Source organism: Stenotrophomonas sp. YJH_SMC_12-1 (genome assembly GCF_059370935.1).
Genome location: NZ_JCAFUD010000002.1, coordinates 509,175 through 523,634 on the forward strand (window position 1 = coordinate 509,175; position 14,460 = coordinate 523,634).

The following is a 14,460-nucleotide window of genomic DNA, read 5'->3' on the forward strand; positions in this document are numbered from 1 at the left end:
GAATTGACGATGTACGGAGGCAAGGCATGAATGCGGTCCCACAGGCGGCCGAGCGCGATTGGCGCACGCCGCTGGAATTGACCCTGCTGGGCGCCATCTGGGGCTGCTCGTTCCTGTTCATGCGGGTGGCGGTGCCGTCGTTCGGCCCGTTCGCGCTGGTCGAGGTGCGGCTGGTGCTGGGTGCGCTGGTGCTGCTGCCGTTCCTGTGGCGCGCCCGCGCGCAGTTCCCGCCGCGGCGCTGGCTGTGGCTGGCGCCGATCGGCCTGATCAACTCGGCGTTGCCGTTCGTGTTGTTCGCCTATGCAGCGGAACAGGCGCCGGCGGCGATCGGCGCGATCTGCAATGCGATGACCGTGCTGTTCGCCGCGCTGATCGCCTTCCTGTTCTTCGGCGAGAAGATCGGCTTGCGCCGCGCCGGTGCCTTGCTGGTTGGCTTCGCTGGCGTGGTGGTGCTGGCCACCGCCAAGGTTTCCGGCCTGAGTATCGGCAGCGCGGTGCTGGCCGGTGCGGCGGCTTCGCTGCTGTACGGCCTGGGCGTGAACCTGGTGAAGCGGCACATGACCGGCCTGCCGTCGGCGGCAGCGGCGGCGGCAACGCTGTCGTGTGCCTCGCTGTGGATGCTGCCGATGGCGGTGAGCCACTGGCCGCAGGCGGCGATTCCGCTGAAGGCCTGGGGCGCGGCGATCGCCTTGGGCGTAGCCTGCACCGGGCTGGCGTTCCTGATGTTCTACCGCCTGATCGGCCGTATCGGCCCGTCACGGGCGTCGACGGTGACCTACCTGATTCCGCTGTTCGGCGCGGCGTTTGCGTGGTTGTTCCTGGGGGAGGCGGTGACGGTGCAGATGCTGATTGCTGGTGCGTTGATCCTGGGGAGCGTGGCGGTGAGTCAGAAGGGCTGAGCGCGCGCACGCAGCGGTAGCACCGAGCCATGCCCGGCGGGCCCATTTCCGCGCCTGCGGGGAGGTGTCACTTTCTTTGCTCGTGCAAAGAAAGTAACCAAAGAAACACGCCGCCAGGTCGCGAGCCGGTGCTGCGCACCGGTGCCCTGCGCTCCTCGGCCCGTCGAGGGACGGCGCGGGAACTCGCTGCGCTCAGACACCCGCGCCTCTTCGCCCTCGCCGGACCTGCGGTGCTCGGCTCGCTCAAGGCGGATCCAAGATCAAAGGCAGAAGCGGTCGCTTCGCTCGCCGGGCCCGGCCCGGCACTACCATGCATCGTCGTGCAGCTGTGGCTCTTGACCTTGGGTCCGCCTTGAGTGAGCCGAGCATCGCAGGGGAATCAGGGGCGAAGAGGTGCCGATGTCTGAGCGTAGCGAGTTCGGCACCGTCCCCTGTTTCACCGAGAAGCGCAGGGTACCGACGTGCGAAGCACGGCGGCTCGCGACCTGGCGGCGCGTTTCTTTTGGTTACTTTTCTTTTCGCGCGAAAAGAAAAGTGACGCCCATGAACAGTGAAGTACCTTCAGCACGCGTAACGTGTGGAAACCATCACCGCACCGGCACCGGAATATTGCAAAGATCGATATGCCCCGCCGGGCGCTTGTAGAAATCATCCACGCGATTGCGTCGCGCCTCCACCGTATCGGCGAACGTCTTCGAATCGGTGCGCAGCACCTGGATCGGCGTGCGTTCGGCCGCCGGCACGTCGCTGGCACGGCGGATCGACACGATCGGTGTGCGCAGCTTCGGGTCGGTGTAGAAGCCCATCGGCGCCGGCCCGCGCGGGGTCGCGCTGAGCAGTTCCATGCCCTTCAGCACGCGACCGACCAGGGTGATGTTGCGGTCCAGCTGGCGCGGTGACTGCCCGGTCACAACATACAGTTCGGCACCGATGCTGCTGTCTTCCTCGTTGCTGCGGCCGGCACCGAGCATGCCGTAGCAGTGCGCTAGCCAGGCCTTGCCGGCCTGCGGGTCCTGGCCCACCGGGAAGCCATCGACGAAACCGGTCTGCGCGGCCCAGCCATCGCGGTCCGGCAGCACGCTCACCTTCAGGCCGGCGCTGGCGCGCTCGAATTCGGCCGGCAGCTTGCGCTCGGCACTGCCGAACGGCTTGGCCTTGGCGGCGTCATCGGCGTCGGCATCGCCGAACTGCACCACGAAGTTGTCCTGTGAGCGGTAGATGCTGGTGCCGTCCCAGAAGTGCTCGTGGGCGAAGGTCTGGATGTTGGCGACATGGCGCGGGGCGAACTGCGGCGCGAGCTCGATGATCACGCGACCGGCCGGCAGGTCCATGTACAGCAGGTTGGCCGGGTCCGGCGTGCGCCAGTCGCGGGCCGCCGAAGCGTCCAGGATCTGCTGCGGGCTGCGGTAGGGCGTGGCCGAACTGGCCATGGCGGGCAGCAGGCAGGACAGGGCGATGGCGGTCAGGGCAAGGCGACGAAGGTGCGGCATGGGATCCCCGGAACATGAACGAGGCTTCGATTCTGCGCGAGCGGCCCGGCCACGCCAACCGGCACGATGACTAACGACACATTCGCTATACTGAACTTCGCACTACTGTGGACTTCAACGTAGTGGAGGGCCGGTCATGTCCGAGGACGATGTCCAGCTGAAGAAGTTCCAGAAGGAGCTCAGCGCCGGAACGGTGTCGCTGGCCCTGCTGGCGGTGCTGGCCCGGGCCGGGGAGCCGCTGTACGGCTATCTCATTGCCAAGGAGCTGGAGCGGGTGGGCGAGGGCGTGCTGAGCGGCAAGCAGAGCGCGCTGTACCCGGTGCTGCGCAACCTGGAGGCTGCCGGTCTGCTGGAAAGCCACGTGGAGCCGTCCAGCAGCGGGCCGCCGCGGCGCTACTACCGCATCAACGAACGTGGCCGCGACGTGCTGGCGCAGTGGCGCCAGGCCTGGCAGGCCACCCGAGATTCCGTCGATTCCGTGTTGGAGGGGGTACCGCAATGAACGACCCGAGCCTGGCAGGCCGAGCCCTGCCCACGACCATCCCGCAGTATTTGGCGCAGCTGCGCGCGGCGCTGGAAGGCGCCGACCCGGCGATGGTGCAGGACGCGCTGTACGACGCCGAGGAGTACCTGCGCTCGGAGCTGGCGGCGCAGCCCGGTCGCAGCGAGGCCGAGGTGATCGCCAACGTGGCCGGCAGCTACGGCGCGCCGGACGAAGTGGCCGAGATCTACCGCGAGACCGAAGTGACGGTGAACCGCGCGCTGCGCACGCCGCGCGCGGATACTGCGCCGGTGCTGCGCGCAGCGGCCGAAGCCAGTGGCGTCGAGCCGGCTGCACCGCCGCCGGCGCCGGTGCAGCGTTCGCTGCTGGCGCGCTTCTTTGGCGTGGTGACCGATCCGCATACCTACGGCGCGCTGTTCTACATGCTGCTGTCGCTGGCCACCGGCATCTTCTTCTTCACCTGGGTGGTGACCGGCCTGTCTTTGTCGCTGGGCCTGCTGATCCTGATCATCGGCATTCCGCTGACCGTGCTGTTCTTCGGCTCGGTGCGCGGGCTGGCGTTGCTGGAAGGGCGGCTGGTGGAAGCACTGCTGGGCGAACGCATGCCGCGCCGCCCGCGTTACACCGACCGCAGTCGCACGTGGCTGCAGCGCATCGGCGACATGTTCACCGATGGCCGCACCTGGCTGACCCTGCTGTACTTCGTGCTGATGCTGCCGCTGGGCGTCATCTACTTCACCATCGCGGTGACGCTGCTGTCGCTGTCGCTGAGCCTGATCTGGGCGCCGGTCGCGGCGATCTTCAGTGGCGACATCCCCGGTGTGTACATCAACGACGTGAATGTACTGCCGATGGCGGCCTCGCCGCTGGTGGCGATCGCGGTTGCTGCGGCGGGCGCGCTGCTGCTGGTGCTGACGATGCACCTGGCACGCGGCATCGGCAAGCTGCACGGGCTGATTGCCAAGAACCTGCTGGTGCGGTTGTAACAGGCCAGGGGTCGGATCCCTGTTCGCAGAACAGGGCTCTGACCCCGGATCCCATCATGCTGGGGTCAGAGCCCTTTCCGTTGGAAAGGGATCCGACCCCGAGGCGAGGCATTACCCCGCCTTTCGCCGCAACGGGGTGACGTTGCTCTTCTTCTTCGTGACCTTCGCCGCCGGTGCTTCGGCATGCGCGGCGAAGAAGTCGCGCACCTTCGGGTACACCACTTCGCGCCAGCGACGGCCGCTGAAGATGCCGTAGTGGCCGGCACCTTCGACGATGAAATGCTCGCGTCGGTCAGCAGTGATGCCGGTGCACAGCGCCTGTGCGGCTTCGGTCTGGCCGAGGCCGGCGATATCGTCCAGCTCGCCTTCGATGCTGAGCAGCGCGGTATCGCGGATCGCCGACGGATCGACCTTCTCGCCGTTGACCACCCACTCGCCACGCGGCAGCAGGAAGTCCTGGAACACCACGGAAATGGTATCCAGGTAGTACTTGGCCGGCATGTCCAGCACCGCGTTGTACTCGTCGTAGAAACGACGGTGCGCGTCGGCGTCTTCCAGATCGCCCTTGACCAGGTCGGTGTAGAAATCCCAGTGCGAGCTGAAGTGGCGGCTGGGGTTCATCGACAGGAAGCCGGCGTGCTGCAGGAAGCCCGGATACACGCGACGGCCGGCACCGGGATAGCTGGCCGGCACGGTGTGGATGACGTTGTTCTCGAACCACGACAGCGGGTTCTGCGTGGCCAGGTTGTTCACTGCGGTCGGGCTGCAGCGCGCATCGATCGGGCCACCCATCATCACCAGCGTGCGCGGCGTCGGTTCGCCACGGCTGGCCATCAGCGAAACCGCGGCCAGCACCGGTACGGTCGGCTGGCACACGCTCACCACGTGCAGGCGCTCGACGCCGAGGTGGCGGATGAATTCCTGGATGTAGGCGATGTAGTCGTCCAGGCCGAATTCGCCTTCGCTGGACGGCACCATGCGCGCGTCGACCCAGTCGGTGACGTACACGCGGTGGTCGCGCAGCAGCGTGCGCACGGTATCGCGCAGCAGCGTGGCATGGTGGCCTGACAGCGGCGCTACCACCAGCACGAACGGCTGGTTGAGCATGGTGTGCAGCTGGTCGGCTTCATTGCTGTGGCGCTTGAAGCGCAGCAGCTTGCAGAACGGCTTGCTTACTTCCTCGTGCACGACGATCGGCACGCGTTCGCCATCGACGTCGATTTCGTTGATGCCCCACTCGGGCTTCTCGTAATCCTTGCCGATGCGGTGGAAGAGTTCATTGACCGCCGCCAGGCGATCAGCGCCGGGCATCTGCGACCACCAGTGCCCCTGGTTGGCGAAGAACCTGGCGTTGGCCTGGGCCTGGTGCACCCAGGGGGCGAGCAGGTTGCGGGTCAGTTCGTGCAGTTGATAGAGCATGACGACCGAATATGTATGGTCATATGTTGCCGCGCAGCATATCCCATCCGGGTGTCCCGCAGGTTAAGTCGGCTGAAAATAATGAATCTGGATTCACATCCGTTCCAGCGCGGCCGCATCGCCTGCCAGGGCGGGGCCGAGCCAGCAGTGCGACCCCACCGGCTGCAGGCCATGCCGGGCCAGCGTGCGGCGGTACCAACGCGCCGGGCGCGGCTGGAAGCCGTCGTGGTCGCCTTCGAACGCGTCCTCGGCGGCGAAGGTCTCCAGGAAGGCCACGCCACCGGTCAGCTCGGCCACGCCGGCCAGACCGGCGCGCAGCTCGCGGTCGGGCACGTAATGCATCACGTCCGAGCAGATCAGCAGGTCGACCGGGGCACAGGGCCGCAGCCAGGCGAAATCGCCGAAGCGGGCCATGTGCAGGTTGCGGGTCCTGCCGTAGCGGCGCACAGCGTACTCGCTGCTGTCGAAGCCGAGGTATTCGACCTTCGGACGCAGCTTCAGCAGCGGTGCACGCCAGGCGCCTTCACCGCAGCCGATGTCCAGCACGCTGCGGATCGGCCGCTCCAGGTAGTACTCGGCGCTGGCCACGGCCAACGCGACCTTGCGCGCCAGGCGGGCGCTGCCGCCGATGTCGGCACGGCGGTACCAGCGTTGGAAGTAGGCGGCGTCGTAGGTCTTGTCCATGGGGCGGTGCGCGGTCGGGGAAAACGGCGCCTATCGTACGGTGTTGCGACGCGCCATGCGTCGATGTGTCGCGGCGTGCGTGCCTGCAGCGGCTTCGCCACGGCATGCGAGAATGGCCGTCAACCTACGCCAGCCGCCGGAGCGAGCGCATGCAGAGCTACTACTGGGTCAAGACCTTCCACATCGTGTTCGTGGTGGCGTGGATGGCCACGGTGTTCTACCTGCCGCGCATCCTGGTGAACCTGGCCGAGACTGCGGGCCAGCCGGCGGTGACCGAGCGCCTGCAGCTGATGGGCCTGCGCCTGTACCGCTTCGGCCACTCGATGTTCGGCCTGGCATTCCTGCTGGGCCTGGTGCTGTGGCTGGGCTACAAGGTCATCCCCGATTTCCCGACCATGGTCGCGCCTGGTGGCGCCGGCTGGCTGCATGCCAAGCTGGGACTGGTGGTGCTGCTGCTGGTGTACTTCGGCTGGATCGGCCGCCTGCTCAAGGGCGTGGCCAAGGGCAGGGCGCTGCCGTCGTCGCGCGCGCTGCGCTGGATCAACGAGATCCCGCTGCTGGCCTTCATTCCGATCGTATGGCTGGTGCTGGCCAAGCCGTTCTGAGGCGGGGTCATCTGCACCCGGTAGATCCACGCCATGCGTGGATGCCGTCAGGGCGCAAACGAAAGCGCCGGGCAAATGCCCGGCGCTTTCGTTTCTGCAATCACCTGCGTGTTGCCGGCCAGCGGCCGGCACTACCAGGCCTACCTGCATGCTGGCCAGCGGCCGGCACTACTTCAGGCTGCTTCGTACGTGCCGTAGCTGCGCAGGCGCGCGTAGCGCTGTTCCAGCAGCTGTTCGGTGGACAGCTTGTCCAGCGCATCCAGCTCGTTCAGCAGCACCGCCTTCAGGCGCTTGGCCATCTGCGTCGGGTTGCGGTGGGCGCCGCCGGTGGGCTCGCGCACGACCTTGTCGACCAGGCCCAGGCTCTTCAGGCGCGGGGCGGTCAGGCCCAGCTGTTCGGCCGCGTCCTTGGCCTTGCCGGCGTCCTTCCACAGGATCGAGGCGCAGCCTTCCGGGGTGATGGTCGAGTACACCGCGTATTCCAGCATCACGGTGCGGTCGCCCACGCCCAGCGCCAGCGCGCCGCCGGAGCCGCCTTCGCCGATCACGGTGCAGATGATCGGCACCTTCAGTTCGGCCATCTCGATCAGGTTGCGCGCGATCGCTTCGGACTGGCCGCGCGATTCGGCGTCGATGCCCGGCCAGGCGCCAGCGGTGTCGATCAGGGTCAGCACCGGCAGGCCGAAGCGCTCGGCCATCTTCATCAGGCGCAGGGCCTTGCGGTAGCCCTCCGGCTTGGGCATGCCGAAGTTGCGCTTGATCTTCTCCTTGGTGTCACGGCCCTTCTGGTGGCCGATCACCATCACTGCACGGCCGTTGATGCGGGCCAGGCCACCCATGATCGCCTTGTCGTCGGCGAAGGCACGGTCGCCGGCCAGCTCCTGGAACTCATCGAACATGACGCGGAGGTAGTCGGCGGTGTACGGGCGCGACGGATGACGCGCCAGCTGCAGCACCTGCCACGAGGTCAGGTTGCGGAAGATCTGCGCGGTGCGCATGCGCAGCTTGTCCTGCAGCGCGTGCACTTCCGCCTCGACATTGACCGCCGGCCCGGCACTGGCGTTGCGCAGTTCCTGGATCTTGGCTTCCAGGTCGGCGATGGGTTGCTCGAAGTCGAGGTAGTTCGGATTCATCGGAAGCCGTCGTGTAAAGAAGAGGGGAATTCTAGCCGAATGCGCGCAAACCACCCGTACGCCTTCGTCTGGAAGGCGACGGTAGCGCAGCCGGGCGGGGCGCGCCAGTCAGCTCAGGGCACCACCAGGGCGCTGCGGCCCATCAGCTGGCTGCGCTGGGAAACGAAGTCGTTGTAGGCCTCGTTGGCGTCACGGCCCAGCCCGCTGCCCAGCGTGGCGGTGGCCGAGGTGAAGGCCATCTGCGCAGCGAAGTCCTGCTTGCGCAGCGCCTTCTGTTCATCGGCGGTGGTCGCCTTCAGCCAGCGCGCATAGACCTCGCGCAGCGGCGCGGCGTGGGCCTCGAAGGCCGGCACCAGCGCCGGCAGGCTGGCCGGGGCCGGTTCCAGGCTGAACGCCGGGGTCACGTAGCCGGCCGGCTGCTCGCGCTTGAACGCGCCGGGCTCGCCCATGCCTTCTTCCACGTAAGCGATGAAGTCCGTGGCGGTGAACACCTTGGCCACGATCTGGCCACCGCTGGCGTCGACGTGGGCCACCACCTTTTCCTTCGGGAAGGGTTCGCGCACGCCGTAGGTCCAGGTCTTGTCGATGAACAGGTCGTGGCTCTTCTCGAACGGGCCCTCGAAGTCGACGCCGCCCAGCTCGATGCCGGCCTTGCCGGTGCCGAAGTTCTTCAGCTTGCTCTCGTCGGTGACATAGACCTCGCGGGCGATCACGTACTCGCTCAGGGTCGGGTTGATCAGGCCGCCACGGCCATCGACGTAGACGATGAAGCGCACGTCCCCCAGTTTGTCGGTGTGCAGGCGGTGCTCACCGACAGCGAGCGAGATCGGGCGCGAGCCCTGTGCGGCCACCGGCAGGTCCTTGCCATCGATGCTCAGGGCCAGCGGCGCGTCGGTCGGGTTGTCGATCTGGAACTCGACCTTCGAGGGCGAACAGGCGGCCAGGGCCAGAGCGGCAACGAGCGGGAACAGCAGGGTCTTCATCGGCAATCGTCCTTGATACTTGGAACGGGAAAGCAGGAGGGTCAGGAAAACCAGAGCCAGCCTCAGCTGGCCCACGGTGGGCTGTAGCGCACTTTCAGCGTGCGTACGGCGGGGTCGGCGCGCAGCGCCTCCATCAACTTGGAATCGATGCGCACCGCGCTCTGCCCGGACACATCGAGCATGCCGGCGACGCCGCCGTGCGGGCCCTTCAGAAGCAGGTCCAGGCGCAGCGGCGTGCGCCCCGGGCGATGGCGGTCGAGCAGGGCATCGATGCGCTCCCAGACCGGGCGCTGCTGGCGCAGGTCCAGGCGCAGCGACAGCCGCGTGGCGTAGTTGGCGCAGACTTCGTCGAAGTCCCAGCACTGGCGGATGCGCAGTGCGTAGCCGCCGTTGAACTCGTCCTCGCGCAGGCCGCCCTTGACCACCAGGATGCGGTCCTTGGTCATCAGGTGCCCGAACTCGGCCATCGCGTCGGAGAACGCGCTGCACTCGACGCGGCCGCGGCCATCTTCCAGCTGGATGAAGATCTGGCTCTCGCCCTTGCGACGCACACCGACCACCTGGCCGGCCAGCACGGTCTGTACTTCCGGGCGCCAGCGCTTTTCGCCGCCGCCGCCACCACCGCTGTTGGCGCTCCAGATCTTCTCCACCGAACCCAGGTCGTTGCCGACCAGATCGCGCACATCGTCGCGCCAGGGATCGAACGGGTGGCCACTGAGATAGAAGCCCAGCGTGTCGCGCTCGCCGTTGAGGCGCTGCAGCAGCGGCCATTCTTCGGCTTCGGGCAGATCCAGCTGGATCGTGGTCGCGCTCGGGTCCGGGCCACCGAACAGCGAGTTCTGTCCCGAAGCGCGCTCGCGGGCCATCTGGTCGGTAGCCTTGATCACCTCCGGCAGCTGCAGCATCAGCGAGGCACGGTTGCGGCCAAGCTCGTCCAACGCACCACAGTTGATCATCGCTTCCAGCGTGCGCCGGTTGAGCTTGGCCGAGCCGACGCGGGTGCAGAAGTCGAGCAGGTCCTTGAACGGGCCGCCCTTCAGTCGCTCCTCGACCACCGCCTCGCAGGCACCCTGGCCGACGCCCTTGATCGCACCGAGGCCGTACTGGATGGTGTCCGGGGTCACCGCTTCGAACATGAAGGCCGACTGGTTCACCTTGGGCGGCAGCACGGTCAGGCCGAGGTTGCGCACCTCGTCGAGGAAGCCGACCACCTTGTCGGTGTTGTCCAGATCGGACGACAGCGTGGCCGCCATGAACTCGGCCGGGTAATGGCGTTTCAGCCATGCGGTCTGGTAACTGACCAGCGCGTAGGCGGCGGCGTGCGACTTGTTGAAGCCGTAGCCGGCGAACTTCTCCATCAGGTCGAAGATCGCGTCGGCCTTGGCTTCGTCCACGCCGTCCTTGGCCGCGCCTTCGCGGAAGATCTCGCGGTGCTTGGCCATTTCGGCCGGCACCTTCTTGCCCATCGCACGGCGCAGCAGGTCGGCGCCGCCCAGCGAGTAGCCGCCGACGATCTGCGCCATCTGCATCACCTGCTCCTGGTACACCATGATGCCGTAGGTATCCTTCAGGATGGCTTCGGTGCGCGGATCGGGATAGATGATTTCTTCCTGGCCGTGCTTACGCGCATTGAAGGAGGGAATCAGGTCCATCGGGCCGGGGCGGTACAGCGACACCAGCGCGATCAGGTCTTCGAAACGGTCGGGGCGCGCGTCCTTCAGCAGGCGGCGCATGCCCGAGGATTCGAACTGGAACACTGCGCCCGTATTGCCGTTGGCGAAGATGTCCTTGTAGGTGGGCGTGTCGTCCAGCGGAATCGCGGCGATGTCCACCGGCGGAATGCCGGCGCGCTCATGGCGCTTGTTGATCGCCTTCACCGCCCAGTCGATGATGGTCAGCGTGCGCAGGCCGAGGAAGTCGAACTTCACCAGGCCCACTTCTTCCACGTCGTTCTTGTCGAACTGGGTGACCGGGTTCTTGCCGAGGCCGTTCTCGTCGTGTTCGGCGTACAGCGGGCAGAACTCGCTCAGCGGCTCGGGCCCGATCACCACGCCACCGGCGTGCTTGCCGGCGTTGCGGGTCAGGTCTTCCAGCTGCAGCGCCAGGTCGATCAGGTCGCGGACATCGTCCTCGGTCTCGTAGCGCTGGATCAGTTCCGGCGACGCCATTTCCGAGCTGGGGCCTTCCTTGCCCTTGCCCAGTGCATCCTTCAGGTGGATGCCGAGGATGTTCGGGATCAGCTTGGAAACACCGTCGACCAGGCCGTACGGGAAGCCGAGCACGCGGCCGGAGTCGCGCACCACTGCCTTGGCGGCCATGGTGCCGTAGGTGATGATCTGGCTGACGCGCTCGCGCCCGTACTTGCGCGCGACGTAGTCGATCACCTCGTCGCGGCGGTCCATGCAGAAGTCGATGTCGAAGTCGGGCATCGACACGCGTTCCGGGTTCAGGAAGCGCTCGAACAGCAGGTTGTACGGCAGTGGGTCCAGATCGGTGATCTTCAGCGCCCACGCCACCAGCGAACCGGCACCCGAACCACGGCCCGGGCCGATCGGGATGCCCTGGTTCTTGCCCCACTGGATGAAGTCGGCCACGATCAGGAAGTAGCCGGGGAAACCCATCTTGATGATGGTGTTGAGCTCGAACTCCAGGCGCTCGAAATAATCTTCGCGGGTCTTGCCCGGCGCCAGCGGATTCTTCTCCAGGCGCTCTTCCAGGCCGTCGCGCGACATCTTCTGGATCCAGGTATCCAGGGTCTCGTCGTCGGGCACCGGGTAATTGGGCAGGAAGTAGGTGCCCAGCCGCATCTCGATGTTGCAGCGCTCGGCCAGCGCCAGCGTGTTGTCGATGGCATCGGGAATGTCGGCGAACAGCGCACACATCTCTTCGGCCGATTTCAGGTACTGCTGGTCGCTGTACTCGCGCGGGCGCTTGGGGTCGTCCAGCACGCGGCCGGTGGAAATGCACACGCGCGCTTCGTGCGCGCTGAAATCGGTGGGCGCCAGGAAGCGCACATCATTGCTGGCCACCACCGGCAGGCCACGCTGGCCGGCGGCCATCAGCGCGAACTGGTTGAAGGTTTCCTCGCCCTCGCGGCCGGTGCGGGTCAGCTCCAGGTGCAGGCCATCGCCGAACACGCGCTGCCAATCGGCCAGCTGCTGCTCGGCCAGTTCATGCTTGCCGTCCAGCGCCAGGCGCCCGGCCAGGCTCTGCCGGCCGGCCAGCGCGAACAGGTTGGCGTTGCCGGCCTTCAGCCAGTCCGGATGGATGGCCACGCCGCCTTCGGGGCGATGGCCTTCCATCCAGGCGCGGGTCAGCAGCCGCGACAGGCTCAGGTAGCCCTCGCGGTCGCGGCACAGCAGGGTCATCCGCCACGGATCCTGCCCTTCCTCGGCGATCAGCACGTCGGCGCCGGCGATAGGCTTGATGCCCACGCCTTCGGCCGCCTTGTAGAACTTGACCAGGGCGAACAGGTTGTTGAGGTCGGTCACCGCCAGCGCGGGCAGGCCGAGTTCGACCGAGCGTGACAGCAGGTTGGCCTGCTTGGCCTTCTTCGGGTCCGCCTGGTCCGGCTTGGCCGGCACACGGATGGTGGAGTCCGCCAGCGAGAACTCGGTGTGGACGTGGAGATGTACGAAGCGGGAGTTGGACATGCCGGACCAGGTTGGAGCGCGCGGGCCCCGGGTGCTGACGGGGGAATCGTCGCCGGGGTCGGGAAGCGCTGGAGTGCCCGGTCAGGGTAGCGAGGGCTGGAGGGCGCGACAAGCTCTTGACGGCATGCGATATCGCATCCGCGCTATCGCTCCCCACGGTTCGCAGGCGAACCGCGGGCCCCGCCTGACCCTGCTTTCGCAGCCGGGTGCAGCGACCGTTCAGGCGACTCAGGCGATTGCGGTGTCTGCGGTCACAGCTGCCGGGTTTTCCAGGCACTCGCGCACCGGGGCGAAGCTGCGCCGGTGCTCCATGCAGGGGCCGTGCTCGCGCAGGGCGGCCAGATGGGCCGGGGTGCCGTAGCCCTTGTGCTGCTCGAAGCCGTACTGCGGGTGGCGGGCATGCACGTCCTGCATGTAGCGGTCGCGCGAGACCTTGGCCAGGATCGAGGCGGCCATGATCGCGCGGTCGATGCCATCACCGCCGACCAGCGCCTGCGCCGGCAGTACCAGGCCCTTGGGCACCACGTTGCCGTCGATGCGGGCGAAGCCGGCCACGTGGGCGACCGCTGCAACGACGTCACGCATGCCCTGCAGGGTGGCCTGGTAGATGTTCAGGCGGTCGATGGTGTCCACGTCCACCAGCACCACGTGCCAGGCCAGGGCACGTTCGATGATGCGGTCATGCAGTTGCTCGCGGCGGGCTGCGGTGAGTTGTTTGGAATCGTCCAGGCCGTTGATGCGTGGCCGTGCCGGGTCGAACACCACCGCCGCCACCGCGACCGGTCCGGCCAGCGGACCGCGGCCGGCTTCGTCGACGCCGGCGACCAGACGCTCCGGCTCGACCACGGCAGCACCGTCGAACAGGGCCAGGCTGGCCGCTGCGGCGTGGCGGCGGCTCATGCCTGGGCCTGGTCGCGCATCAACAGCTCGCCCACAGCGTCGGCCGCGCGGGCCGAGGCATTGCGGCGCAGTCGTTGATGCAGGCGGGCATAGGTATCCTGCAGGTCGGTCACCCGCTGCGGGTGGTCGAACCATTGCTGGATGGCCGCCGCCAGCTTGTCCGGCGTGCAGTCGTGCTGCATCAGTTCCGGTGCCAGGTCCTGGCCCGCCAGGATGTTGGGCAGGGCAAAGCGGTCGACCTTGATCAGGCCCAGCGCCTTGACCAGGCGGTAGGTCAGCTCGTTGACGCGGTAACCGACCACCATCGGCCGCTTGACCAGCATCGCCTCCAGCGTCGCGGTGCCCGAGGCCAGCACCACCACATCGGCGGCGATCATCGCGTTTCGCGCCTCACCGTCGAGTACATGCGAGAAGGCTACCGGCAGCGCCGAGCGTGACAGCTGTTCTTCGATCAGGCGCTTGCAGGCCGGGTTGGCGGCAGGCACTACCACGTGCAGGCCGGGGATGCGCTCGGAGACCTGCCAGGCGGCCTCGAAGAACGGTTCACCGAGGCGCGAGATTTCGCCCAGGCGGCTGCCTGGCAGCACCGCCAGCACCTTGGCCGAGGTCGGCAGGCCAAGCGCGGCGCGCGCTTCCTCGCGGTTGCCCTGCAGGGGGATGTCATCGGCCATCGGATGGCCAACGAAGCGCGCGTCGATGCCGTGCCTGGCATAGATCGGGGGTTCCATCGGGAACAGGCACAGCACCAGGTCGGCGCTGCTGCCGATCTTCTCGGCGCGCTTCTCGCGCCAGGCCCAGACGGAGGGGCTGACGTAGTGCACGGTGCGCACGCCGCGCTGCTTCAGCCAGTGTTCGATGCCCAGGTTGAAGTCGGGCGCGTCGATGCCGATGAACACGTCCGGTTGCCATTCCAGTGCACGCTGGCGGAACGCGGAACGCAGTTTCAGCAGGCGTGGCAGGTGGCGCAGCACTTCGGTCAGGCCCATCACCGCCAGCTCGCTGGCATCGTGCCAGGTCAGGCAGCCGGCGCTGCGCATGGCATCGCCACCGATGCCGGCGAATTCGGCATTCGGAAAGCGTGCCTTCAGCTCGCGCACCAGGCCCGCACCCAGCAGGTCACCGGAGGCCTCACCGGCCACCAGAGCGATCCGCAGCGGGCGCTCGCTGAGCACCCGCTGCGCGGGGACGCTGCCGGCCATCGAGGCC

General features: G+C 67.2%; 12 protein-coding genes. 4 read left to right on the forward strand and 8 right to left on the reverse strand.

Translation table 11 applies throughout. The annotated features are described in order from the left end of the window. Positions 1-26: 26 nt before the first annotated feature. Positions 27-899 carry a DMT family transporter gene (locus tag AC5P8Y_RS05900; protein ID WP_049402224.1) on the forward strand — a complete coding sequence of 291 codons (873 nt, stop codon included), beginning with the start codon at positions 27-29 and terminating at the stop codon, positions 897-899. A 587-nt stretch (positions 900-1,486) separates the two neighbouring features. On the opposite strand, the gene AC5P8Y_RS05905 is transcribed toward AC5P8Y_RS05900, so the two are convergent. Further along, complete coding sequence (locus tag AC5P8Y_RS05905) at positions 1,487-2,389, reverse strand: peptidylprolyl isomerase (protein WP_111172906.1); 903 nt, start codon at positions 2,387-2,389, stop codon at positions 1,487-1,489. A gap of 136 nt (positions 2,390-2,525) precedes the next feature. On the opposite strand from AC5P8Y_RS05905, the gene AC5P8Y_RS05910 reads away from it, so the two are divergent. Together AC5P8Y_RS05910 and AC5P8Y_RS05915 are read left to right on the forward strand one after the other, a co-directional pair. Then, complete coding sequence (locus AC5P8Y_RS05910; RefSeq protein WP_111172905.1) at positions 2,526-2,891, forward strand: PadR family transcriptional regulator; 366 nt, start codon at positions 2,526-2,528, stop codon at positions 2,889-2,891. Then, the gene (locus AC5P8Y_RS05915; RefSeq protein ID WP_164133505.1) at positions 2,888-3,877 is read left to right on the forward strand and encodes a sensor domain-containing protein; all 990 of its coding nucleotides are present in this window, start codon (positions 2,888-2,890) and stop codon (positions 3,875-3,877) included. The genes AC5P8Y_RS05910 and AC5P8Y_RS05915 overlap by 4 nt, the downstream gene beginning before the upstream one ends. 111 nt (positions 3,878-3,988) lie before the next feature. On the opposite strand, the gene AC5P8Y_RS05920 is transcribed toward AC5P8Y_RS05915, so the two are convergent. Beyond that, the gene (locus AC5P8Y_RS05920) at positions 3,989-5,296 is read right to left on the reverse strand and encodes a polyhydroxyalkanoate depolymerase (RefSeq protein ID WP_111172903.1); all 1,308 of its coding nucleotides are present in this window, start codon (positions 5,294-5,296) and stop codon (positions 3,989-3,991) included. A 93-nt stretch (positions 5,297-5,389) separates the two neighbouring features. Next, positions 5,390-5,980: a class I SAM-dependent DNA methyltransferase gene (locus tag AC5P8Y_RS05925; protein WP_111187936.1), complete on the reverse strand. Its 591-nt coding sequence runs from the start codon at positions 5,978-5,980 to the stop codon at positions 5,390-5,392. A gap of 149 nt (positions 5,981-6,129) precedes the next feature. Here AC5P8Y_RS05925 and AC5P8Y_RS05930 point away from each other — a divergent pair, with 149 nt between their 5' ends. Next, complete coding sequence (locus tag AC5P8Y_RS05930; protein WP_005408730.1) at positions 6,130-6,585, forward strand: CopD family protein; 456 nt, start codon at positions 6,130-6,132, stop codon at positions 6,583-6,585. Between the two features lie 173 nt (positions 6,586-6,758). Here the strand turns inward: AC5P8Y_RS05930 and AC5P8Y_RS05935 are convergent, their stop codons facing one another. The 5 genes from AC5P8Y_RS05935 to lpxB form a co-directional block, all read right to left on the reverse strand. Then, positions 6,759-7,718 (reverse strand): acetyl-CoA carboxylase carboxyltransferase subunit alpha, encoded by a 960-nt coding sequence (locus AC5P8Y_RS05935; RefSeq protein WP_005408731.1) that lies wholly within the window; start codon positions 7,716-7,718, stop codon positions 6,759-6,761. 113 nt (positions 7,719-7,831) lie between these two features. Beyond that, on the reverse strand, positions 7,832-8,701 hold the full coding sequence (locus AC5P8Y_RS05940; RefSeq protein ID WP_033834081.1) for a hypothetical protein: 870 nt from the start codon (positions 8,699-8,701) through the stop codon (positions 7,832-7,834). A gap of 62 nt (positions 8,702-8,763) precedes the next feature. Beyond that, positions 8,764-12,354 (reverse strand): DNA polymerase III subunit alpha, encoded by a 3,591-nt coding sequence (dnaE, locus tag AC5P8Y_RS05945; protein WP_043034852.1) that lies wholly within the window; start codon positions 12,352-12,354, stop codon positions 8,764-8,766. Positions 12,355-12,582: 228 nt separating this feature from the next. Further along, positions 12,583-13,254 (reverse strand): ribonuclease HII, encoded by a 672-nt coding sequence (gene rnhB / locus AC5P8Y_RS05950; RefSeq protein WP_087803316.1) that lies wholly within the window; start codon positions 13,252-13,254, stop codon positions 12,583-12,585. Beyond that, positions 13,251-14,453 (reverse strand): lipid-A-disaccharide synthase, encoded by a 1,203-nt coding sequence (gene lpxB, locus AC5P8Y_RS05955; protein ID WP_049402564.1) that lies wholly within the window; start codon positions 14,451-14,453, stop codon positions 13,251-13,253. Before lpxB ends, rnhB begins: the two co-directional genes overlap by 4 nt. Between the last annotated feature and the right edge of the window lie 7 nt (positions 14,454-14,460).